A 21,218-nucleotide genomic window follows, 5' to 3' on the forward strand; every position below is an offset into this window, starting at 1 on the left:
CCTGGGGCGAACCATCTCCGAAATCCCATGTAACGCTGATGACGTCGCCATCTTCGTCGTACGCCTGGAGGCTGTAGTTCACGACGACGTACTTTTCGCCAGATTCAATGATTGGGGATGGAGGATCAACGCCAATCATAGACGACGCGATCGGTATTCGATTTGCAGTCACATCAACACTGATGTCCTGAGACACATTGTGAGGCCACACCTGGTTCGGAGGGAGCGCATCGCTGATGTTCAAGGTGATTCTGTGGGTGCCCTCCGTTCCGAATACATGCGTGATGTTGTTCCATACCACTTCGCCAGGAGCGGAGGCTGGTGTATGGAACACGGCGACCCGATATGTCTGAATCGAATCGTTGAACTGGAACATCCATGTGAGCGGTTCGCCCTCGGGATCGCTCGCAGCGGCGATGACCGTGACGACCTCGTCTGGATCGACAGCTGGATCGGAGACGCTCAGGTTCACCACACCCGGGCTTCCATTCGGTGGAAGTTTCACTTTCACAAGAGTGGGCGCGGTCACTGGTGCGCTGTCTCCATCGTCAAGCGTCAGGTTCATTGTGTACGTGACATTGTAGTTGCCCCGTCCCTGCTCAGGAACTGGATTGTAGATATGCGATTCAGTGATGACAATGAAGGGGTTTGCAGGATCAGTCGTATTCGTCGTAATCGTCCCATCCCCCCATTCCCACGTGACATTCAGCGCATCGCCGTCCGCATCGAAAACTGCAGCTGTGAAGTTGATTGGGACTCCCGACTCTCCCAGGGTGGGGTCGCGGGGTTCAGAAGGGAACTGGGGAGGAGTGAGTCCCATCGGAGAAGCTGTCAGTTCCCGTCGCTCGATTCGCTTCAGAGACCAAAGATTGGCGGTAGGTGCGAACAGAAACAAATACGGGGCAGATAGAAGGAAACAGACGAGAACAGCGCACAAAGCAATGCGAATGAACCGACGTCCGGGACTTCTTTCTGCAGGTAGCGCTCGAACTGCAGTGTCGGTCCTATCCGATGAAGAAGTGACCAGAAACCCAATCATCGCTGAAAGACGTAACAGCATTGCGACCGCGGCGGACAGCAGTCTTCTCCCTTCGAATCTTGACTCTGGCATCATCGCTCGCCTTCCTCCTCCGACCTCACTCGTGGCTACAATCGGCATCAGACTACGTTATACATGGATTTTGTCATCTCGTCCGTTAGCGGGACAGAGCTGAAATACCTCCACAAGACCATATGAAAGGAGAATGGAGGGGGTTAGGTCCTAGTTCAATCCCTGCTGATCGATGAGCTGTTCTGACTTGCCAGCCATCAACCCGACTGAGTCTGAACGGTTTCTAGATTGAGAAGATTTGAAAGGGTTTGTGGGGAGACGGTGGTGCACTTCAACTGCTGGCCGAGTGTTGCCCATACTTGGAACCGCAACAAACAACTCTATTCTTTCGGCGCGCCGCAGTTCGGACACGAGTGCATGAACATCGGGTACTGCACGTTGCAGTTCTTGCACCTGACCATCTGGGTCTGGTGCGCGTGGTGCTGCTGGCCTGCCTGCGATGCCTGCTGTACCGGCGCCGGTGGCTGGACAGGCGCAGGCGGCGGGATGTACGGCGCAGGTTGCTGAACCTGGACAGTCCCTGCCGCATATGGCTGGTACCCGGCAGGCGCCTGGGCCGCAAGCGAGTCACCAAGCTTAGCGTATGTCAGTATCATGAACAGAGCGGGCAATACGAACCCGACCAGCCCGAATATGATCCATACGATGCTGTCGTTCTTAGCGTCGTGGAACCTGCCCTGGTCAATCGCGTCGATGACGGTCCTCTTGAGGAACACGGCTGCGAGAAAGCAAATCAGCATGGCGAATACGCCGAAAACGCCCACCAGAAGCGTCCCCCTGCCTGCACCAGTGTCTGCCGCATAGAGAACGATTGATGCTATCGCTATAACGAACCATATGAAGGCCATCAGGAAGAACATGATCTGCGCCCACCAGGCGAACTTCCTGCCCTCAGCGACCTCTCTCGGGAGCCATGGCGGTGTGCCCCCGTGAGCTATGATTGTGCCCATAGGACTGTTCATTTTCGAATGCCTCCTCTGATTCATCCCTTCTATAGCCGGACGTACCCGACTCGTTCAATAATCGTGATGGCCGTATATAGGCTTATCTGGTGTTGGCCAGAGGAGTCGGCCGTGGTCAACGTTCACCATGTCGCGGGATGGCTCAGGACAACGCGCTTGCCAATCGCTCCACCTCATCGATGGCGTCAAGGACCATCCTCGGAGACACGGCAAAGGGCATGCTGGCCATCGAATCATTCGGGTCGCATGCCTTCTCAGCAGCCTCAGGGAGGCGGCTCCTGTCGAGCCTGCCTAGGTCCTGTAGCCGGATGGGCAGTCCGACGGACTTGCACCAGCGCATGACCCGCTCGATCTCTCCCATCGGTCTCTTCTCCAGAACCATCTGCACCAGCGTGCCGAAGGCGACTATCTCCCCGTGCTTCCTTGCGATTCCTGAAACGATCGTGAGACCGTTGTGGACCGCATGAGCTGCGGCACAACCGCCGCCTCCGAACCCGAACCCGCTCTGGAGCTTGATCGCCTCGACGACGGCCTCAACGGATTCTGTGATCTTCCCGGACTCAACGTCCTTCTTGGCCTGAAGACCGTGCGTCATGAGGGTCTGGAAGCAACGCAGGTTGACCTCGAGTGCGGCTGAGGTCGCGAGCTCGTTCGCGCGCTTCGCCCTCTGGGTGGCTGCGTATGCAGGCTTCTCGAAGGCGCATGCAAGGGCGTCGCCCATGCCCTGGACAAGGAACTGCGGGGGTGCTCTAGCGACCACCTCGGTGTCCACCAGGACGAGCACAGGCGGCCTGCTCAGATAGAGGTCCTCGAGGAACTTGTGGTCTTCGGTGAATATGACCGCGTCGGCCATGCCATCCGCGTTGGTGGCGCACTGGCTCGGCACCGAGATGGATGGGACATGAAGTTTCTCGGCCACGGCTTTCCCGGTGTCAACGGCCTTTCCGCCTCCGCAACCGATGACGACGTCGACATCGAGTTCCTCGGCCCTTGTAGAAATCGCGTTTATCTTGGCGTGTGTGCACTCGACGACGCTGTCATCAAAACCTACGAGGGGGATCCCAGCCGTCAGAAGGCTCGCCTGTACCCTGGCCTTGACCTTCGAGAAGCTCGTCTTGCCACTGACCACGAATGGCCTCTCCCCGAACTGCTTGACATGGGCACCTAGCTGGCCAAGCACGCCCTCTCCCTGAACGTACTTTGCAGGAAGGATCATCTTCCGGACACCGCTCTCTGGCATGTGAGAACCTCTCAGAAACCGCTTCGACTATTCACACATCCATCGCGTATCTGCATTTCAAGGTTGTGCAGAGCCTGCCTAACTCAGTCTGGGCTAAACTATATGTCGGACATCTGCAAAGGAATAAGTAGCTTCAGATTATAATGCCGCTCAGAAAAAAGCGATATGAACTAATCGTTCAGCGCGAAGCTGGACTGTGAATCAGATGAAGTACGAAGACTACAAGAACATTTATTCTCAGCTGAAGACACCGAGTGACATTGACTATCTCGCGCAGAAGTTGGGAGTCGACCGGGAGCTTCTCCTGGTCATGTACACGCAGAGAACCGTCCGGGACGCGACTAGGAGATTCTACATTGTCAAGAAAGACATGAAGAAGATCGCGAGGGAATGGCACAAGGGCACGTCGATGGCCAAGATCGCGAGGATTATCAACTTCCCTCCGGTCCTGCTTGGGCTCATGCTGGCCTCCGAGATCAACCTGCCGAGGAAGCAGTTCTGGAAGTACATCCGAGAACCGGGATGCTGCCACGACAAGCGCCTGAAAAAGGAGCTGATGCAGATAGCGGAAGAGGACATGATCTACTCACCCAGAGGCGCACAGATACAAACCGATAGGGGCGTCTGGGGAGAGAAGAAGCTCCAGAATTGGCTGGACAAGAGGGAGCTGAAATACAGGACCGAGGTGGAGCTGAGGGCGACCCACACTAAGACTCCCGACTGCCTGCTTGACAAGCCGATCCAGATAGACGGCATGAAGATCCACTGGATCGAGTCCAAGGCGTCTTTCGGGGACGACATCGAGCTCAGGAAGAACGTCCGCAGACAGCTCAAACCGTACACCGACTTGTTCGGCACGGGAGCGGTCGTCTACTGGTTCGGTTTTGTCGAGGGCATCGAGCCTCCGGAGGGGGTCATGCTGCTTCCAGGCACTTTCTTCGACGACTGCAAGCGCGACCACGTGCCAAGCAAACATTATTAAGTGTTGACCATAATAAATGACCGTATGGTCCTTGGCCCGGTCAAGTACACCTCAGCTGGCGATCTGGAGAAATACAGCTACTGCCCGCTGAGCTGGTTGCTGAGCGTTCAGTCTGACAGGGACACCGAGGAGACGAGGTCGGGCATAGAAGGCCATGAGAAGATCGGCAGGTCCCTCTGGAAGATAGACGCGACAGAGAAGACCGTGCGCGAGGCTGAGAAGCTCGTGTTCTGGTGGGCGATTGTCGCGACCGTCATTGCGATCATGGGCCTCGAGCTACTGCCGTTCGAGAACTCCGTCACGATGAGCCAGGTTCTCGGAGTTGTGGCACTCATATGGATCCTCGCAGCCCTGTTCTTCTTGTACAAAGCATCAAGGTCGTCCATGGACAGCAACATAGTGGAATACGAGAAGATCATCCTCGCATTTGCCATCGTGGCAGTCCTCGTGGCCGTCAATGCCGTTGCATTCCTCTTCGCCGACATCAAGCTCGCGGAAGCCCTTGAGATGATCGCCATCATCTGGCTGGTGGGCGCCTCATTCTACCTCTACAGGTCGCTGAGATCGACCGAGATCGTCGAGGCCATGAGGAAGGAGTTCAGGGTCAGCGGCAAGATAGAGTACATAGACATGGACCAATCAAAGACATTCAGGTCGGAGAAATACGGCCTCTCAGGAAGGCCGGATTATGTCATCAGGATGAAGGAAGACCTCATACCGGTCGAGGAGAAGACAGGTCGCACTCCGAGGGGGCCTCTCTTCTCACACATACTCCAGGTCGCGGCCTATTGTCTTCTGATTGAGGAGACGACCGGCAAAGCTCCGCCCTATGGCCTGCTCAAGTATCCGGAGCACGAGCACGAGATAGAGTACAACGAGGATCTGAAGAAGGTCCTGCTGCAGAAGCTCGACGAGATGCGGACCATCCTGGAAACGAAAGAGGCTCACAGGAACCACGACAGACCGGGCAAGTGCATCTCGTGCTCCAGAAGGCACATATGCCCTGAGAGGCTGGCCTAACGATCATAACTCACTCGACCGTCACTGTCTTCGCTATGTTCCTGGGCTTGTCGATCGGACATCCTCTGGCCTTCGCGATGTAGTAGGCCCACAGCTGGAGCACCACTATCACCGGCACGGGAGAGAGCACTGGCGGTATCTCCCTGATCCAGATCACATCATCAGCATACCGCGCCAGTTCGGTGTCACCCTCGTACCCTATCGCGATGACCGGACTACTGCGCGCGGACACTTCACTGATGTTCCCAAGCATCTTATCGTATGTGTGGTCCTTGATGGCTATCGCGACGACGGGAGAATCCTTCGACAAGAGTGCCAAGGGGCCGTGCTTCATCTCGCCTGCAGGGAAACCCTCACCGTGTACGTATGATATCTCTTTGGTCTTCAAAGCGCCCTCGAGCGCGACTGGATAGTTGATGCTCCTGCCTATGAAGAACATGTCCCTCGCGCCGGCGTACTTGTTCGCCAAAGCCTCGATCAGCATCGCCTGATTGAGGACGTCCTGGACCGCCCTCGGCAGGTTCCTGAGCGAGCCTATCATCGACCTCCTAGCCTGTGCGGCAAGAGATTTGTTCTGAACTCCGAGCTCCATGGCCAGGAGATACAAGGCGATCAGCTGCGTCACAAAAGTCTTGGTCGCAGCGACACCGATCTCGGGCCCAGCTCTGGTGTATATCACGTGGTCGACCTCCCTGGTGATAGCCGAATCGACAACATTGGCGATGGCCAGCGTTTTGTTTCCTCGCTTCCTCGCCTCTCTGGCCGCCCCAAGAGTGTCCGCGGTCTCCCCGCTCTGAGTTATCAGGACTACAAGGGGGCTCTCCCTCGACACCGAGGAATACCTGTACTCGGAGGATATCTGGACCGTCGTCGGTATCTTGGCCAGTTCCTCGATGATGTACTTCCCCACAAGGCCTGCATGATATGATGTGCCGCAAGCAACGATCTTCACGCTGGAGAAGTGGTTCCCCTGAAAGAACGACTCCATCTCTATCGTTTCGATCCTCCCAAGGAGCGAGTCGTGGATGGCATCGGGCTGCTCGAATATCTCCTTCAGCATGAAATGCGGGTACCCGCTCTTCTCCGCGTCCTCGAGGTTCCAAGTTATCTTCTGCGGCTCGCGCTCCACCTTGTTGCCTTTGGAATCCCTGATCGCGACCGAGTCCTTCGTGACCCGGACTACATCTCCATCCAGGAGGTATATCATCCGGTTGGTATACTTCAGCAACGCAGTGACATCGCTTGCTAGGAAGTTCTCCCCGTCCCCGATGCCGACGACAAGCGGGCTCTCGCGCCTCGTGGCGACAATTCCGTCATGGCCTTCGCAAACGACCGCGAAAGCGTATGTCCCCTCGATCTTCTCCAAGGCTTGGAACACGGCGTTCACGAGGTCGTCCTTCAGCTCAGATTCCACCAGATGCGCAAAGACCTCGCTATCCGTATCGGAGGAGAATATGTGGCCTGCCTTGACGAGGAGGTCACGCACGTCCATGAAGTTGCTGATGATCCCATTGTGGACGACCGCCAGTTTCTTGGAGCAGTCCGCCAACGGATGGGCGTTCTCGGTCGTCGGCTTCCCCTGAGTAGCCCATCGAGTGTGCGCGATCCCCAGCGTACCCTTCATCACTGGCATCCGAGACTCGAGCTCCGCGATCTCGCCCTTCGACTTGAATATCCCCAGTGTCTCGTCAACTATCGCGATCCCAGAGGAATCGTATCCCCTGTACTCCAGTCGCTTCAGACAGTCGATGAGTATGGGCTGGGCGTCCCGCCCGCCCGCATAACCAACGATCCCGCACATCCGGAATACACCCTAAGTGACTAGAGCCCTGTTCGGCAGATTGCGGATGATCCTAGCCCCGCTCGATACCTTGCATCCAGCACCAACGATCGTCCCGGGCTCGATGGCCACCCCCGTCCCGAAGTTCGTGTCTTCGCCCACGATAGACCCGATGTGAGGCACCTTGTAGAACTCGTCCGCGATGTTCACATACGCCTCAGCGCCTGGAGCCATCATGTGGGACCGAGACTTCACACCGTATCCGAGAACGCAGTGTGACAGGTAGGAATGGGCCCCGATGTTGCAGTTGCTCATCAGGATGCTGTTCTTCACCATCGTGAAGGGCTCGATGGTGACGCTGTTGCCGATGCTCGTGGACGGGAAGATCGTCACATTGGGCCCTATCTCGCAGCCATCTCCGATGAGCACTGGACCGTAGATGGTGGTCCCCGCGTGGATGATGGTCTCCTCGCCTATCCCGATAGGCCCGGACATGACCACCTGGGGCTCTATCTTTCCGGCGGTCCTCACGGACAGGTTCTCGAGCGCCGCGGCGTTGAGCTCGAGAAGGTCCCACGGATAGACCGCGTCGATCCACAACCCGTCTGAGAACACGGGCGTCACCGGCTGCAGACCGAGGCTGGCCTGAACCGCGTTGCTGAGCCCGTACTCTCCATAAGCGATGCACTGCTCGATGAACTGGAAGATCTTGTCACTGAGGGAGTACATGCCCGTCAAGATGATGTTGGAGATCATCTCCTGGGGCTTCTCGAACACTCCTTTGATGGCGCCCTTCTCAAGGGTGACCACGCCGTACTTGGAAGGGTTCTCGCTCTCCACGACGAGAGCGCTCGGCCCGGTCCCCGCTCTTAAGAGGTCTCCTACAGCGCGCCTGTCTATGACGTTGTCCCCAGGGAGCACCAAGAACTCCCCGGACAGACGGTCCTTGGCACAGAGCAGCGCGTGCCCGTTCCCGAGCTGCTTCTCCTGGACGACATACTCCATCTTCGCCCCGAACTTCTTGCCGTCCTCGAAGTGGGACATGATGCGCTCCTTGCGGTATCCAACGACCATGACGATGTCCCGTACGTCGTTCTTGACGAGAGAATCGATGACGTATTCGAGTATCGGGCTGTTCGCGATCGGGATCATCACTTTCGGCTCGGAGACGGTCAAGGGCCGGAGCCGCATGCCCTCTCCCGCAGCCAGAACAACTGCCTTCATCAGAAACCCACCGGTGGAGAAGCTACATGATTGCGGCCATTTAAGCGTTTCTTAGGCCAGGCCAGCAATCACTCCTCCCCTTCGCCCTCCTCATTGATCGTGCCGTACATCTTCCTGTTCTTGGCATCGACCCTGGACTGCGTGGCCTCCACGAAGACGTCGCACTCGCACCTGATGCGAGTCATGACGTCCTTCCGGACACAGTAACCGAACCCTGGTCCCGAGCCCTCCTCCGGCCGGGGATCCCAATGGAGACAGACGGGGCATAGACGACGCTGCTTGTTTGTGTTGTCGCACGATGGATGAGAAGTCACGGGCCTCGTATGTGTCATCCCGCATATATCACGATTTCTGTTGCTGCGCCCAGCACTATGTCATCGGCGGACTAGCGTCTGCGACCTGCCTACTGAGCTGAGCCTCCGACCGATACGCATTACGCATGACGTCTAGAGACTTCATCTGAGAATTCGCAAGAAACGCGGTCAACCAGACTTGTCACGGGTCATAGGTCAGCGTACCGCTCCCAGGAATCAGGATCCAGTATGCATGTCCGGGCTCAATCAAAAAGTCGTTTATGTTCGGTATCACGGGGAGCCAGCTCGTATACGACTTCGTGACTGGGTTGTATTTTGCCACCGTCGTAATGGTCACGTTACATAACCCGGGGATGTCGTGCGCATGCCACGTCTTGAGCCCCAAGAAGCCTATGAGCGCCCAGCCACCGCCATACGGGACGATGACAATGATAGACTGCGTGGTGTTCGGGACGTATCCGTAGAGAGTGAGCATCCTCGTCCCACTTGGCACGTTGATCCAGAAGCCAGTGCCGGGAGCGATGGCGAAGTCGTTCACCGGAAAGCCGACGATGTGACTCTTATACGTTCGTGTCGTCGAGTTGTATAGGGACACGGTATCACCAGCGTTCAGGCCGAGCGTGCTCGCATTGTAGCCGTAGCCGACAAGAGGTATCGATGCCAAGTTCCAGCCCGTCACGAGATTCAGAGTGAAAGCGTTGGAAGCGTCCCACACGATGAAGCTCAACGCATCCGATACCGTCTCTACCCATCCATCGAAGGCATACAGGCAAGCAGCCTTTAGTCCGGGCACGCTGTAGGTGTGGTTCGCAGATACCATCGTATTGGGTGCAGTCTGCATCACCGTCGCCTCGGTACCGTCACCGAAGTCGAACCTCATGCTACATATGTCGCCGTCCGCGTCGACAGCAGTGCCAGTGAACATCACTTCCTGACCAGTCACCGGGCTCGAGATGTTCATACCGAACTGCACTATGACCGGTCGGCTAGGCGGTTTCTGCTCGACAATGACCCAACCCCAGTCTGACACATTGTGGCCGGGTAGGCCTGTCTGGTCGTCAGCGAAGACTGTCAGAGTGTACACTTTGAAGAGATAGTATGTGTGAGCCGCGAACTTGGTGCTCGTAACGTCACGCGGGCTGCCATCGCCCCAGTCCCATATGTACTGGACAATGTCCTCCGCATCCGGGTCCCACGATGTGATAGTGAAGTTGTGCGACGTAATCCTGGCAACGAAGGCATCAGGCACTTCTATAGTAGGCGGTGTGTTCTCGGTGGCAGGGATTTCTAGGGTGAACGACACGGACCGCGGTTCCGCGCCAATCAAAGGCATTTCCACAAGCAATATCGAGGTCACGAGCAAAGCCACCAACGCGTGTCTGGTCGTGACCGAACCTCGAATCGATGACATTCCCTCTACACCCTTGAAGAAACAAAGCGACGCTTCGCTATAGAAAGTCCTTCCAAGGGCAACCAGCAAGACCGGAGACCGGAACATCACGCCCAACCGCAGGAGAGACTCGGGAAACATGGGCAACCGGACCGTCCGAGAAGACACCCCGGCACACAGTTCGCACACAATATCAGGGATATGGGAATAGGCGGTCCCGAGAGGATTCGAACGGCGAGAGAAGTTGCTCTCATGTGACAAGAAGAACGCGAAAGGGCTAGGGAACGGACGGGAATATCTCGCTTCGAGGCCAGCAATTGATTTGGGGCCAAGACCCGGCATAAGTTGCGATTTCTGTTGGTAGGAGCAGGAGGATCCACCAAACGACACGTCTGGACGTATACTAACTGCAGTACTGGCTGCTATCTGGCTACTCAGACATCGAGCGTCTGGATACCATGAATGAGAGAGGTACCAGAGGAGCGTACAGGAAGGAGGACCGAGTGTCTCTGCCACCCGGGTTGCAGAAGGAGCTGGTCGAGAAAGCAGCAGCGAGATATGGCAATTGCCAAGAGCTGGCAAAACGCCTAGACATACCTAAGTCGTCAGTCCACTACTACCTGGTGGGCAGACTCACGATGCCTGTTTCGGTTCTTGAGAAAATGCTAGCTATCGCAGATGACAAAGGTCTCGAGGAACAAATAGGGGAACACGGAACGACGAAAGACAGGCTTTGGGCTATTGAGCACGCTAAGAGCGTATTCATCGACATGTGCAAGGAGAGGGTGCGTTTGCCTTCTAGAGAGGATCTGCGTCTCAATGACGACCTAAGGAGACGAACAGCTGCGCTAGTCTCATACGTCCTTGCAGAAGGATCGGTATGGATTCTGAAGGAGAAATGGGGTGAACATGCGGTCAACATAACGTTCGCCGAACATGAGACTGACCTCTACAGACATTTCAGATCTCTCTGTCGCGAGGTGTTCCGCTATGATATCGGACCGGCGCAGAGACCTGGCAACAACGCGAGGGCAATCCGGGGCTTCATCTATTCACGATACGTGGCAGAAACGCTCGTTAACCTCGGCGTGCCCGTTGGAGACAAAGCGAGCGTGGAATCGCATATGCCCGATTGGGTCATGGAATCCACGGATCGAGCCACTTGGGTTGCAGCACTCCAACCGATATGCGACGGGGAGGGATGCGTAAGCATATCCTCAAAGCAAGGATTGCATGGGTTCTCGATAGCTCAGTCGAGGCACTCAGACCTTGACCTCTGGGTGCTCCCGCGCCAAGTAGAGTCGAAAATGACCGCGAAAACACTGTCACTAGGAGTGTTACAGAACCGGCAGATCTTTGGGATTCCAGCCCTCGACTACTGCCGTTTGACAGCTCGCTCCGGGCTACTCGATGACTCAGCAGTCCTTCTCAGAAGGCTGGGATTACATCCGAGAGTCGGACTCAGGTCGCTATATCTAAAAGACGACGGGTTCTGGAGCTGCAACTGGGGAATTTCGTTTCCGAAAGCCGATATCCGCAGCATCTTGGAAGAGCGCCTTGTGACGCAAGATCTCAAGAGATATGGACTGACACTGTTCACGTACTGAGCGCAATAGATGCAAACATTTATATATAAAGAGCGAAATCGTAGCGGGGGCTAGATTTGAACTAGCGATCTTCAGGTTATGAGCCTGATGGGATTTCCAAGCTACCCCACCCCGCTGTCTCCGACAAATGTTGACGGTGTAGTTAAAAGTATCCGTGCGACGGAGCCGCAAGAAACTCAGAAGAACTTTCTCAACCTCAGAAGGTCCTCGATGGAACCCTTGACCTGGAGTCTCCTGGTGGCGTAGGCTTTCATGACTCGGAGTTCCCCGCTCCTGAGCTGATGCAGCGTCTCGCTGCTTGCGATTATGCGGATGTCAGGGTTCTGCGTCGCGCCTTTGTTCAGTTCTCCGACGCGGGCGTTCTCGAGCGTGAAGTGATACTGTCCGCCGTCTGTGATCTCCACCTGGATGATCTTCTTGACACCTTGCAGCTCCGCCTTCAGGTTCGGGTCGCCGTCGGTCTTCTTGTTGAACCTGTCGATAGTCTCTCTGAGCAGCGTCTCTACCATGTGATCACTCGAACGATTCCAGCTTCGGGACTGCGTTCATGGTCATTAGTTTTTTGGCGGGCTCCCAGGACTTGCGTGTATGTGGTGGACAGCAGTCATGGTCAGAGATCCAGTTCCTCACGAAGGTCATGGTGACCTCGTCATGGACGTAGCCAGAACCGATCGGTTGTCCCATCTCAAGCTCAATCTCCCTCATCCGGGAGTCCCTGGTGACCTTCGCGATTATCGAAGCTGCTGACACAACCGGGTAAGTGTCGTCCGCCTTGTGCTCGGAGATTATCTTGGGCCTGCATTTCAGCGATGACTTGACCATGCATGCGAAGTTTTGCTCGTTCACGTCCGCCGCGTCGATGTACGCTATCTCGGGGGAGATCCTGTCTATGAGCTCCGCGAACACCTTTGCCTCGAGCTTGTTCAGCGAGCAGTCCCTATCGTCGATCTCCTGGGCTGGGACCTCCCTTAACTCTATTCGAGCGATCTTCCGTATCTTGGGCTCGAGCTCCTCGCGTCTTTTCGGAGTGAGTCTCTTGGAGTCTTTGACGCCCAGCTTGACGAGCTCGGCATCGGACTCGACAGCTAGGGCGCACACCACGAGCGGTCCCAGGATAGGTCCTCTTCCGGCCTCATCGACGCCGCATATCATCCGTTGCTGGGATGCGCTCCTTCGTAGATAGAGGTTTTGAGCTCTTCCAGCAAATGCTAAATCCTGCGCCAGCCCATATTGGCGTCGATGATAGCTCGGACGCAGCAAGAACTCCTTGGCTACGACCTTGGGACGAACGAGGAGCTGTTGTTCATCGCTGCGGTGGTTTTCCTGATCATCGGCCTCATCCTGGCTTTTGCCGGGCGCAGAATCTGGAAGCATGTGATGTCCCTCATCGGCGCGGTGATCGGCGGCCTGCTGGGGTTCACCATTGGAACTGCAGTTGGCGGACCGTTGATAGGCCTGATCATCGGCATTCTCGGGTCCATGGTCGGGAGCGCTGTGTTCATCTTCCTGGCCAGATTGGGGATTGGCGTTGTCGCGGGACTGCTGAGCTTCATCGTCGTGGCCGCTCTGACCGGGAGCGCGTTGTTGGCCCTGGTCGCGGCCGTGATCGCGTTTGCCCTCACTTTCGCGTACATCGAGGTCGCGATAGGGATCGTCACGGCGGTGGTCGGGGGGTTGCTTGTCGGGATCGGGCTCCTCTGGTTCGACATGTCGATGCTCGTGGTGGTGCTTGCGCTCATGGCTGTGATGGTAGTCGGTGCGGCATTCCAGATGACGGCGTTGAAGGATGAGGTAGACAGGAAACGGCGGGTGCGTGCGGTCGGATATTCTGGCCCCGTTGCGGCCGCAGCCATCGCGCCTCCGGAGCCGCCCCCGGTGCCCGTGAGGACCTGCATGAGATGCGGGGGACAGCTCTCGTACATCCCTGAATACAACCAGTACTACTGCCACAAGTGCCAGCGGTACGAGTGATTATGAAGCTAGGCCGAGCTACTGTCTGGTTAGTAAATCGGGCGCACTTTATTAATGCACCATGCTATCCGCAGCTCGTTGAAGAATACCAAGTCCCTTGATTGTCAGAGCAAGCGTATCGAGAACAGCTTCAGCCTCACCAGGGTCGGGATAACCGGGGTCAGGAAGCCTGTCGTAGTGCATAGAGACCACAGCGACCACCATCTCACAGCCGACATCGATGTCTTCGTCGACCTGCCGTCCACGCAGAGGGGGTCGCACATGTCCCGGAACGTCGAGGTCATCACGGAGATGATCGACGAGAGCGTCAGGGAGAAGGTTTCGAGCCTCGAAGGACTGGCCGCGAGGATATGCAAGGAGCTGCTGGACAGGCACGAGTACGCGAGCTATGCGGAAGTGAGCATGTCTGCTGACTATTTCCTGGAGAGATGGCCGCCTGGAGGGAAGAAGTCGCTGGAGCCGTTCAAGCTCATCGCCAAGTCCACCGCGAGGCGCGGGAACGGCCTCTTGAAGTTGATCGGTGTGCAGGTCCAAGGGATGACGGCGTGCCCGTGCGCCCAAGAGACCGTGAAGCGCATCTTGCTGGCGGAGGTGCCTGGGCTGGAGAAGGTCTCTGCGGACCTGCCGTTCATATCCCACAATCAGAGAAACATCACAACTCTGATGGTCGAAGTCCCGGAGCAAGCAAGGGTCGAGGCCGACGACCTGATAAGGATCGTTGAGGGCGCGCTCAGCAGCCCGACCTACGGGATCCTGAAGAGGAGCGATGAGGCGAACGTGGTGCTCCAGGCACACAGGAACCCCAAGTTCGTAGAGGATGTGGTGAGGGACATACTAGGCAAGCTGCTGGAGGAATATCCGAAACTCGACGACGATGTCCACGTGACGGTCAGGAGCGAGAGCGAGGAATCCATCCACAAGCACAACGCTTTTGCCGAGAGGGTCACTACCATGGGCGAGCTCAGGGGCAAGTAGATGCCGAGACAGGGTTCTGTCAAGGCGCTCGCAGTGGACGTGGATGGCACGCTGACGGACGATTCGCGACGGGTGAACCTCGATGCGGTACGGGCGCTCAGGGAAGTCCAGGATTCCGGGGTTCCTGTCATGCTCGCGAGCGGGAACGTGCTGCCGATAGCATACTCGCTTTCCAATTACCTCGGATTCAATGGTCCGATCGTCGCCGAGAACGGGGGAGTCGTGAGCTACAACCAGCAGACATTGGTCCTTGGAAACCCAGAGAAGCCCCGCAAGGCGTACGAGCACCTGAGGACGAAGATGGATGTGGAGAGGCTCTTCACTGACAAGTGGAGAGAGACCGAGGTCGGATTGAAGAGCGAAGTGAGCCTTGAGGGTGTCCGGGACGTGCTGAAGGACTGGGATGTGGATGTCCAGACCACTGGTTGGGCGGTCCACATAATGGAGAAGGGCATGAACAAATTCGTTGGCGTCAAGAAGGCCTGTGGACTGCTCGGGATCACGCCCAAGGACGTCGCCGCTTTTGGCGATTCGGACAACGACGAGATGATGATCCGCGAATGCGGATGGGGGATTGCCGTCGGGAATGCGTTCGAGGGGACAAAGAAGGCGGCCTCGTTCGTCGCGAACGGATTGAACGGTGCCGGCGTCGTCGAGGGGCTCGTTTGGCTCGGGCTGATCAAGCGCTAGGACGGAAAGGTTTTATCTCGGCCGGGATCGCTTCGCCGTATGCCATGTCGATGATAGGTATCTGCAGCTTGTGCGGCCGGCCGGCTTCTAATACATGCCCGCTCTGCGGCCGGCTCGTGTGCACCCAGGACTCCAACCCCGTCACGAGGGTCTGCAGGGCGTGCGCTGCCAAGGAGATGAAGCCGACCAGGATGACCTAGTCGATCGGATCAGAGGAGTCTCTTGGCGTCTTCCTCTGTGAGTCCAGCAGCTTTCAGAAGATACTTCAGGCCTTTCTTGAGTATCATATCCTTCGTCTTGTCGTCCAGGAACTTCTCCATGACGATCGGAGCTCTCAGAATGTACTCGACACCGAACTCGGAGTAGTAGTATCTAGCGTTGTCCGGATCAAGTTCCGCAGCTTTCAGGTATGCGATCTCGGCATCGTTGAACCTGCCGACCTCTATCAGGTACGCTGCGTACGATGACTGGAAGATGGGGTTCTTCGGGTCAAGCTCGACGGCCTTCTTGTAAAGAGCGATTACTTCCTCTGGGGACATCTTCGGGACGCCAACAGACGCCTCCGCCTTTCCGAAGTATGCTTCAACGCACTCTGGGTCCGCCTTCAACACTTTGTTGTACTTTGAAACGGCGCCTTCGAAGTCACCGTTAGCCATCGCCTCTTGCGCATGCATCAGGTCCTTCTCGATCTCAGCCATGGACTCAACCAACCTCGTGAATGACTCGGGCACATCATCAATGCTCGAAGGGCGTATAAAACGTTTCCTTGAGGGAATCAGGCTATCTTGAGGAACTGAATGTTCACGATGGTCGCAATTGGAACAGGTCCTGATTCAGCCCAAAACCCTTTTATCGCTTGTGCTTGTTCATGAACGAACGAGTCACGCGAGGTTCCGAACATGATGCCCGGCGGAAGAGTGAACCCCAAGCAGATGAAGGCGATGATGAAGCGCATGGGGATCAATCAGGAAGATGTCGACGACGTCGAAGAGGTCGTGATCAAGACCAAGAACAAGGAGATTGTGTTCAAGGACGCTGTGGTCACCTCCGTCACGGTCCAGGGGCAGAAGACTTTCCATATCGTCGGCACACCACAGGAACGCGAACGGAAAAGAGAGGAAGTAGAAGACGAGGGGGGAATACCCCAGTCGGACATCAAGCTCGTCATGGACCAGACTGGATGCACCGCAACTGAGGCGAGGAACGCCCTTGAGGAGACAGCCGGTGCCCCTGCTGAGGCCATCCTGAAGATCATGTCCTCGAAGATGTGAACTCCGTCCAAAGGGACTACGGCGTGGCGTTTATCTAGTGACATAGTCTGCGCTTAGAAGCCGATTCAGAAAGGGAAGACGCTGAATGATAGAAACTGTTGGCCTTGGGAGAACCTTCGACGGCAAAGCGGCCGTCGACGACCTGAACCTGAAGATCGAGCAGGGCGAGGTGTTCGGGCTGCTGGGCCCTAACGGAGCAGGCAAGACCACGACGATGAGGATGCTGGCATGCCTCATCCGACAGACCTCAGGGACGGCCTATGTCAACGGTTTCGAGATCAACAAGGAGAACGACGCGCAGAGGATCCGAGCAATCGTGGGAGTCCTTCCCGAATCACCCGGGCTGTACGAGTCTCTGAGCGCCACCAGGAACCTGGACTTTTTCGCGCAGCTGTACGGGGTCCCAAAGGACCGGCGGGCGCAGCGGATTGAGGAACTCTTGAAGATGCTTGAGCTCTGGGACCGAAGGGACGAGCCCATCGCGACTTACTCCAAGGGCATGAAGCAGAAGATCGCCATCGCTCGCGCCTTCGTACACGACCCTCAGGTGGTCTTCCTGGATGAACCGACTGCTGGCTTGGACCCACAGGCCTCGCTGACCGTGAGAGAGTTCCTGATAGCCCTCAAGAAGGAGGGCAGGACGGTCTTCATCAACAGCCATCACCTTGACGAGGTGGAACGCCTCTGCGACAGGATCGCTGTGATGAACAGGACTGCCTTGGCCGTCGGCTCTCCCAAGGAGCTAGCCCGAAGGTACTGGGGCAGGACGACTGTGATCGAACTGACCAATCATGAACCTTCATTCACCGACATCGTCCGTAGGTTCGATTTCGCCCTGAACGTGAGGACGGACGATGGGAGGATACTTGTCGATCTTGACGACCCAGAGGAGAGAAACCCGGTCATCGTGGAGGCGCTCACGAGAGCAGGAGCCAAGATAGAGTACGTGACCGAGTTGAAACGGTCGCTCGAGGACGTGTACATGAAGCTGATAGGAGGTGGCGTAAGATGAGGCTGGACCGTGCCATCATCGTTGCCAAGAAGGACCTCTCCGAGTTCGCGAAGAACAAATACATCATGATGACGATCGTCATGATGCCCCTGGTCGCCTCCGTGATCCTGCCCATCGTTTACGTGGTCCCGATCAACCAGCTCAGCAGACAGAGCAGCGCCGACCTGAACCTCGACTTTCAGATCACGCTCGAGTTCAACAACGTCACACTGACGGACGCCACCCTGATCGACACTAGGCTCGACCATGTGGTCCTGTCGAACTGCATCGTCCGGAACAGCATCATCGAGAACTCCACGGTCGACAACTCCAATCTCAACCAGAGCAGGATAGCCTACACCACAGTGACGGACAGCATGCTCGAACGATGCGTCCTGGTCAACCTCACGGGCGATGCGGGCAACACGGTGAGGAAGTCGCAGTACATGGGAGGCAACGAGGAGCTGAACAAACTGCAAGCTCTAATGTTCAACGTGCTGCTCATCCTCCTCATAATGACGCCCGTGACGATACCAACCGTGACGGCATCCTACAGCTTCGTCGGTGAGAAGGTCAACAGGAGCCTCGAGCCGCTTCTGGCGACTCCGACGACTGACCTCGAGCTGCTTGCGGGGAAATCAGGCTCGATATTCGCTGTGAGCATGGGTGCCACATGGCTGTCATTCATCGTCGCCGTGGTACTGGTCGATATCCTCACCGAGCCGTTCCTCGGATACTACCCGCTCCCCAACGCGTATTGGTTCGTTGGGATCCTACTCCTCGCGCCAGGCATGTGTCTGATGAGCATCCTGGTGAATGTGATCATATCCTCACGGGTGAACGATGTCCGGGTCTCGCAGCAGATCGGCGGTGTGCTCATCCTTCCCGTGCTCCTCTTCTTCTTCTTCAGCCTAGCAGGCGTCCTCTCGACTGCCCTACTACCGATGCTGGTTTTCTCCCTTATCGTACTGTTTGCGGATTGTCTGATAGTGCTCGTGAGCCTGAGAGTCTTCAACAGAGAGGAGATCCTGGTGAACTGGAAGTAGCAGTCTGGGCACTGCACAAAGCTTAAAGAACATCCCGTCATTCCGAAGATGCTCTCAAGGTGGTCAACATGAAGCTAATTGACATGAAGACGAAGTGCAGGATGTGCGGCAAGGAGCTCATAGCCGATGACAAAGACGAGGACTTCGTCACGTTCTATTGCATGAAGTGCGGGGTGTACACCACGAAGCCCGTAGAGGACTTCAAGGAGGAGCCAAAACCCGTGCCCGCGCCGGATGCGACGGCAGTGGCCAAGCCCGAAGAGAAGAAGGCCTAGACAACATATCCAGACGGCTGAGCCAGCGGTTTCACTGAACCGCCAACGCTTAAATACGGAGTCGGCTTTTGCCTCAGCACGCACCTTTGGAGGCCGCTGTTCCAGAGCTCTGCGGTCACATGCCCCGGTAGTGTAGCGGCCTATCATCCGAGCCTGTCGAGTTCGGGACTCGGGTCCGAATCCCGACCGGGGCGCCATTCTTTATCTTGCTATGCAAGGGGCCGATCGTTCTCAGATTCTTGTCAGACTGAGCAAATAGAAGACATCGGTCTCGTATCGCGAAGCCAATCGGAAAAACGGCTTCGCTGTCCTGAGTACGTGGGCGGGGGTCTTGCGCTCGCTCACCGGAGGGCCGATTGAGGTCTCATGCTTCTGGAAGTCTATCACCACGAGGCGCCCTGAGGGTTTCAGGACCCTGGCACACTCGTCTAGTAGCCTCCCTTGGTCCGCGACCTCGTGATAGACAAAAGCGGCCAATACAAAATCGACACATGAATCAGCTATCGGCAATGCTGTCATCTCGCCCTGAATGAGGCGCACATTCCCAATTCCTAGACCCTTCATGCGGGAAGCGAGGACGCTCAACATCCTAGGCTCAATGTCAACGGAGATGACCTCGGATACTAGCTCGGCCATCGGAAATGTGAAGTAGCCGATTCCAGCGCCCAAGTCAACGGCGAGGTCTCGTTTCGACAAACCCAACCTAGGCATGATGTCTTCCTTTGGGATCGCCTCGCGCCTCTCGGGACCTTCGAGCCGCTCCACGAAGTCACCCGAGGCACTGAACCCGCGGACGGTTTCGCGTCGCTCTGCCCGGGATCCTCTTCTTGTCGCCATTCTCCGCCTCGTATCCGAAGCTCTCGATTGGTATTGGCTGCGGATAGCATTTGCCCCTTTCAGTGCTGGAACGTGGAGGACAAATGTGTGCATCTGCCTTCAATGGAAGAGCTGGTTGTCGATGGTTCTGGGTAGCCGTGACACGGAGACCCATGTTTCCTATGGACAAGGTATATCTATACAGTAAGCAGATAACGGTACTCCTCTTCCGGGGAGAGCATGGCCAACAGAAACGAGATAGAGACCCTCATCTTCTATGTTCTCGGCGATACTAACAGGCAACTCTTTGTCAAGTCCGGATTCGAAGGTGTTCCGGAAGACAAGCGGGTTTCTGCGCTCCGCGGGCTTCAAGACCTCGGCTGGATCGGTCATGGCGGTTTCGCGGATTTTGGGGAGAGTTACTCGCTGACCAAAGAAGGACGCAGGATAGCCTCTGAGCATCCGGAGACGAAGGACTTCGACCCCAACGTTCGAGAGCACATCGAGGCGTTGCGCCTTGTGGACGGGGAGTCGAACGGAGCAAGAAAGGACGGATTGAAGAGGCTCATCACAATCGAGTGCGAGCACGGTAACTGGGACTCCGCGCTTGTCAATTGCTTTGAACTCAAGAAGCTCGCTGAGAAATCCAAGGATACCGAATCAATTGCATTCTCTCAGTATTATCAAGGACAAGTGGAAATCTCCCAAAACAAATGGGAAGACGCTCTTGAATCCTACCTTAGCGCGATTGAGAGATACATGGAAACAGGCGACAGAAAGGGAGTCGCCACTGTGAACAGGGCAATGGGAGTCGTCTACGGCAACAAGGGAGATTACGCATCTGCAATCCGGTGCTTTGAGAGCAGCGTCGCGATGGCGAAAGCGATAGATGACAAAGCACTAGCCGCCAAGGCGGAGGCGAATCTCGCGATCATCTACGATCTGGAAGGCAGATACGATGAATCAGAGAGAGCTAGCAGGGACTCACTAGCGTATTTCCTCGAAATCGGTGATACTTCCAACGCGTCCAGAATAGCGATCAACCTTGGCGTGCTCTGCATTTCCAAAGAGAGATTCCAAGAGGCTGAAGAGTATTTCGAAAAGACGATAAGATCTACGAGGACTATCAAGAACAAGGATGTCCTGGGAATCGCTCTCGTCAATGCAGGATACTGCTGTGCAAGGATTGGAGACGTTGGGAAATCGATTGTCTTCACAGATGAAGCGGTTGCGATATTCAGAGAACCGAACAACCAGAACATGCTTGCGTTTGCCTATCGGAACTATGCCAGCATCGAGCTACGGAGCAAGAATCTCCGCGCTGCATTCGACTGGTTCGAAAAGAGTGTTCGCTCGGCCAGGACGTCTGGAGTCGAAGACACTGTCGCCGCCTGCTGCTATGATTACGGAATGGCGCTTATCACGACGCTGACGGACATCAGGCTGGCAAGAAAGCTGCTGAGGAAGGCGTCCAGCATCTACAAGGACGTCGGGCAGATGGAGCGTGCCCGGGCGGTCGATGCCAAGCTAGCGGCCATCTAATCGCCAAGTCA

23 protein-coding genes and 2 tRNA genes are annotated in these 21,218 nt (G+C 56.3%); 13 read left to right on the forward strand and 12 right to left on the reverse strand.

Annotated elements, in window-relative coordinates; all coding sequences use genetic code 11:
- The 3 genes from KJ653_00820 to KJ653_00830 form a co-directional block, all read right to left on the reverse strand.
- A partial coding sequence (locus KJ653_00820; protein MBU0684383.1) for a hypothetical protein occupies positions 1 to 820 on the reverse strand: 820 nt, incomplete at its 3' end.
- 611 nt (positions 821 to 1,431) lie between these two features.
- The gene (locus tag KJ653_00825; protein MBU0684384.1) at positions 1,432 to 2,073 is read right to left on the reverse strand and encodes a hypothetical protein; all 642 of its coding nucleotides are present in this window, start codon (positions 2,071 to 2,073) and stop codon (positions 1,432 to 1,434) included.
- A gap of 142 nt (positions 2,074 to 2,215) precedes the next feature.
- The gene (locus tag KJ653_00830) at positions 2,216 to 3,313 is read right to left on the reverse strand and encodes a glycerol dehydrogenase (GenBank protein MBU0684385.1); all 1,098 of its coding nucleotides are present in this window, start codon (positions 3,311 to 3,313) and stop codon (positions 2,216 to 2,218) included.
- Between the two features lie 196 nt (positions 3,314 to 3,509).
- On the opposite strand from KJ653_00830, the gene KJ653_00835 reads away from it, so the two are divergent.
- Positions 3,510 to 4,295 carry a TPD domain-containing protein gene (locus KJ653_00835; protein MBU0684386.1) on the forward strand — a complete coding sequence of 262 codons (786 nt, stop codon included), beginning with the start codon at positions 3,510 to 3,512 and terminating at the stop codon, positions 4,293 to 4,295.
- A gap of 24 nt (positions 4,296 to 4,319) precedes the next feature.
- Entirely contained in the window at positions 4,320 to 5,315 is a 996-nt protein-coding gene (cas4, locus tag KJ653_00840; protein ID MBU0684387.1) for a CRISPR-associated protein Cas4, read from the forward strand.
- A gap of 10 nt (positions 5,316 to 5,325) precedes the next feature.
- Here cas4 and glmS read toward each other — a convergent pair whose 3' ends face one another.
- From glmS to KJ653_00860, 4 genes are all read right to left on the reverse strand, one after another.
- A complete protein-coding gene (glmS, locus tag KJ653_00845; protein MBU0684388.1) occupies positions 5,326 to 7,116 on the reverse strand; it encodes a glutamine--fructose-6-phosphate transaminase (isomerizing) in 1,791 nt (596 codons plus the stop codon).
- A gap of 12 nt (positions 7,117 to 7,128) precedes the next feature.
- Positions 7,129 to 8,319: an NTP transferase domain-containing protein gene (locus tag KJ653_00850; GenBank protein MBU0684389.1), complete on the reverse strand. Its 1,191-nt coding sequence runs from the start codon at positions 8,317 to 8,319 to the stop codon at positions 7,129 to 7,131.
- A 68-nt stretch (positions 8,320 to 8,387) separates the two neighbouring features.
- The gene (locus KJ653_00855) at positions 8,388 to 8,633 is read right to left on the reverse strand and encodes a hypothetical protein (GenBank protein ID MBU0684390.1); all 246 of its coding nucleotides are present in this window, start codon (positions 8,631 to 8,633) and stop codon (positions 8,388 to 8,390) included.
- Positions 8,634 to 8,814: 181 nt separating this feature from the next.
- Positions 8,815 to 10,044: a PKD domain-containing protein gene (locus KJ653_00860; protein MBU0684391.1), complete on the reverse strand. Its 1,230-nt coding sequence runs from the start codon at positions 10,042 to 10,044 to the stop codon at positions 8,815 to 8,817.
- Positions 10,045 to 10,481: 437 nt separating this feature from the next.
- On the opposite strand from KJ653_00860, the gene KJ653_00865 reads away from it, so the two are divergent.
- Positions 10,482 to 11,630, forward strand: coding sequence for a hypothetical protein (locus KJ653_00865; GenBank protein MBU0684392.1), 1,149 nt, complete (start codon positions 10,482 to 10,484; stop codon positions 11,628 to 11,630).
- Between the two features lie 41 nt (positions 11,631 to 11,671).
- On the opposite strand, the gene KJ653_00870 is transcribed toward KJ653_00865, so the two are convergent.
- The 3 genes from KJ653_00870 to rnhB all read right to left on the reverse strand — a co-directional run bounded on the left by KJ653_00870 (position 11,672) and on the right by rnhB (position 12,782).
- Positions 11,672 to 11,746, reverse strand: a tRNA-Met gene (locus tag KJ653_00870).
- A 60-nt stretch (positions 11,747 to 11,806) separates the two neighbouring features.
- A complete protein-coding gene (locus KJ653_00875; GenBank protein MBU0684393.1) occupies positions 11,807 to 12,139 on the reverse strand; it encodes an SCP2 sterol-binding domain-containing protein in 333 nt (110 codons plus the stop codon).
- A gap of 4 nt (positions 12,140 to 12,143) precedes the next feature.
- Positions 12,144 to 12,782 (reverse strand): ribonuclease HII, encoded by a 639-nt coding sequence (gene rnhB / locus KJ653_00880; protein ID MBU0684394.1) that lies wholly within the window; start codon positions 12,780 to 12,782, stop codon positions 12,144 to 12,146.
- Between the two features lie 87 nt (positions 12,783 to 12,869).
- On the opposite strand from rnhB, the gene KJ653_00885 reads away from it, so the two are divergent.
- The 4 genes from KJ653_00885 to KJ653_00900 are packed head-to-tail and all read left to right on the forward strand — an operon-like array spanning position 12,870 to position 15,466.
- Complete coding sequence (locus KJ653_00885; protein ID MBU0684395.1) at positions 12,870 to 13,601, forward strand: hypothetical protein; 732 nt, start codon at positions 12,870 to 12,872, stop codon at positions 13,599 to 13,601.
- Positions 13,602 to 13,655: 54 nt separating this feature from the next.
- Positions 13,656 to 14,576 carry a GTP cyclohydrolase I FolE2 gene (locus KJ653_00890; protein MBU0684396.1) on the forward strand — a complete coding sequence of 307 codons (921 nt, stop codon included), beginning with the start codon at positions 13,656 to 13,658 and terminating at the stop codon, positions 14,574 to 14,576.
- Entirely contained in the window at positions 14,577 to 15,266 is a 690-nt protein-coding gene (locus KJ653_00895) for a phosphoglycolate phosphatase (protein MBU0684397.1), read from the forward strand.
- A gap of 44 nt (positions 15,267 to 15,310) precedes the next feature.
- Positions 15,311 to 15,466 carry an orotate phosphoribosyltransferase gene (locus KJ653_00900; protein MBU0684398.1) on the forward strand — a complete coding sequence of 52 codons (156 nt, stop codon included), beginning with the start codon at positions 15,311 to 15,313 and terminating at the stop codon, positions 15,464 to 15,466.
- A 9-nt stretch (positions 15,467 to 15,475) separates the two neighbouring features.
- On the opposite strand, the gene KJ653_00905 is transcribed toward KJ653_00900, so the two are convergent.
- The gene (locus tag KJ653_00905; protein ID MBU0684399.1) at positions 15,476 to 15,997 is read right to left on the reverse strand and encodes a tetratricopeptide repeat protein; all 522 of its coding nucleotides are present in this window, start codon (positions 15,995 to 15,997) and stop codon (positions 15,476 to 15,478) included.
- 168 nt (positions 15,998 to 16,165) lie between these two features.
- Between KJ653_00905 and KJ653_00910 the strand changes: the two genes are divergently transcribed.
- From KJ653_00910 to KJ653_00930, 5 genes are all read left to right on the forward strand, one after another.
- Positions 16,166 to 16,537 (forward strand): nascent polypeptide-associated complex protein, encoded by a 372-nt coding sequence (locus KJ653_00910; protein MBU0684400.1) that lies wholly within the window; start codon positions 16,166 to 16,168, stop codon positions 16,535 to 16,537.
- Positions 16,538 to 16,622: 85 nt separating this feature from the next.
- Complete coding sequence (locus tag KJ653_00915; protein ID MBU0684401.1) at positions 16,623 to 17,549, forward strand: ABC transporter ATP-binding protein; 927 nt, start codon at positions 16,623 to 16,625, stop codon at positions 17,547 to 17,549.
- Positions 17,546 to 18,574: an ABC transporter permease subunit gene (locus KJ653_00920; protein MBU0684402.1), complete on the forward strand. Its 1,029-nt coding sequence runs from the start codon at positions 17,546 to 17,548 to the stop codon at positions 18,572 to 18,574. The genes KJ653_00915 and KJ653_00920 overlap by 4 nt, the downstream gene beginning before the upstream one ends.
- Positions 18,575 to 18,642: 68 nt before the next feature.
- A complete protein-coding gene (locus KJ653_00925; protein ID MBU0684403.1) occupies positions 18,643 to 18,849 on the forward strand; it encodes a hypothetical protein in 207 nt (68 codons plus the stop codon).
- A 121-nt stretch (positions 18,850 to 18,970) separates the two neighbouring features.
- Positions 18,971 to 19,046 (forward strand) — tRNA-Asp (locus tag KJ653_00930).
- A 34-nt stretch (positions 19,047 to 19,080) separates the two neighbouring features.
- On the opposite strand, the gene KJ653_00935 is transcribed toward KJ653_00930, so the two are convergent.
- Positions 19,081 to 19,686 carry a methyltransferase domain-containing protein gene (locus KJ653_00935; protein ID MBU0684404.1) on the reverse strand — a complete coding sequence of 202 codons (606 nt, stop codon included), beginning with the start codon at positions 19,684 to 19,686 and terminating at the stop codon, positions 19,081 to 19,083.
- Between the two features lie 219 nt (positions 19,687 to 19,905).
- Between KJ653_00935 and KJ653_00940 the strand changes: the two genes are divergently transcribed.
- Entirely contained in the window at positions 19,906 to 21,207 is a 1,302-nt protein-coding gene (locus tag KJ653_00940; GenBank protein ID MBU0684405.1) for a tetratricopeptide repeat protein, read from the forward strand.
- Positions 21,208 to 21,218: the final 11 nt, after the last annotated feature.

This window comes from Candidatus Thermoplasmatota archaeon (assembly GCA_018814355.1).
Lineage (GTDB): Archaea > Thermoplasmatota > Thermoplasmata > UBA10834 > UBA10834 > COMBO-56-21.

Coding starts and splice junctions, on each gene's coding strand:
- KJ653_00940 (MBU0684405.1), top strand. CDS start 19,906: ATGGCCAACAGAAACGAGATAGAGACCCTCATCTTCTATGTTCTCGGC.
- KJ653_00830 (MBU0684385.1), bottom strand. CDS start 3,313: ATGCCAGAGAGCGGTGTCCGGAAGATGATCCTTCCTGCAAAGTACGTT.
- KJ653_00865 (MBU0684392.1), top strand. CDS start 10,482: ATGAATGAGAGAGGTACCAGAGGAGCGTACAGGAAGGAGGACCGAGTG.
- glmS (MBU0684388.1), bottom strand. CDS start 7,116: ATGTGCGGGATCGTTGGTTATGCGGGCGGGCGGGACGCCCAGCCCATA.
- KJ653_00885 (MBU0684395.1), top strand. CDS start 12,870: ATGATAGCTCGGACGCAGCAAGAACTCCTTGGCTACGACCTTGGGACG.
- KJ653_00860 (MBU0684391.1), bottom strand. CDS start 10,044: ATGTCATCGATTCGAGGTTCGGTCACGACCAGACACGCGTTGGTGGCT.
- KJ653_00850 (MBU0684389.1), bottom strand. CDS start 8,319: ATGAAGGCAGTTGTTCTGGCTGCGGGAGAGGGCATGCGGCTCCGGCCC.
- KJ653_00925 (MBU0684403.1), top strand. CDS start 18,643: ATGAAGCTAATTGACATGAAGACGAAGTGCAGGATGTGCGGCAAGGAG.
- KJ653_00890 (MBU0684396.1), top strand. CDS start 13,656: ATGCACCATGCTATCCGCAGCTCGTTGAAGAATACCAAGTCCCTTGAT.
- KJ653_00875 (MBU0684393.1), bottom strand. CDS start 12,139: ATGGTAGAGACGCTGCTCAGAGAGACTATCGACAGGTTCAACAAGAAG.
- cas4 (MBU0684387.1), top strand. CDS start 4,320: ATGGTCCTTGGCCCGGTCAAGTACACCTCAGCTGGCGATCTGGAGAAA.
- KJ653_00900 (MBU0684398.1), top strand. CDS start 15,311: ATGTCGATGATAGGTATCTGCAGCTTGTGCGGCCGGCCGGCTTCTAAT.
- rnhB (MBU0684394.1), bottom strand. CDS start 12,782: ATGATATGCGGCGTCGATGAGGCCGGAAGAGGACCTATCCTGGGACCG.
- KJ653_00935 (MBU0684404.1), bottom strand. CDS start 19,686: ATGGCGACAAGAAGAGGATCCCGGGCAGAGCGACGCGAAACCGTCCGC.
- KJ653_00825 (MBU0684384.1), bottom strand. CDS start 2,073: ATGAACAGTCCTATGGGCACAATCATAGCTCACGGGGGCACACCGCCA.
- KJ653_00920 (MBU0684402.1), top strand. CDS start 17,546: ATGAGGCTGGACCGTGCCATCATCGTTGCCAAGAAGGACCTCTCCGAG.
- KJ653_00910 (MBU0684400.1), top strand. CDS start 16,166: ATGATGCCCGGCGGAAGAGTGAACCCCAAGCAGATGAAGGCGATGATG.
- KJ653_00895 (MBU0684397.1), top strand. CDS start 14,577: ATGCCGAGACAGGGTTCTGTCAAGGCGCTCGCAGTGGACGTGGATGGC.
- KJ653_00915 (MBU0684401.1), top strand. CDS start 16,623: ATGATAGAAACTGTTGGCCTTGGGAGAACCTTCGACGGCAAAGCGGCC.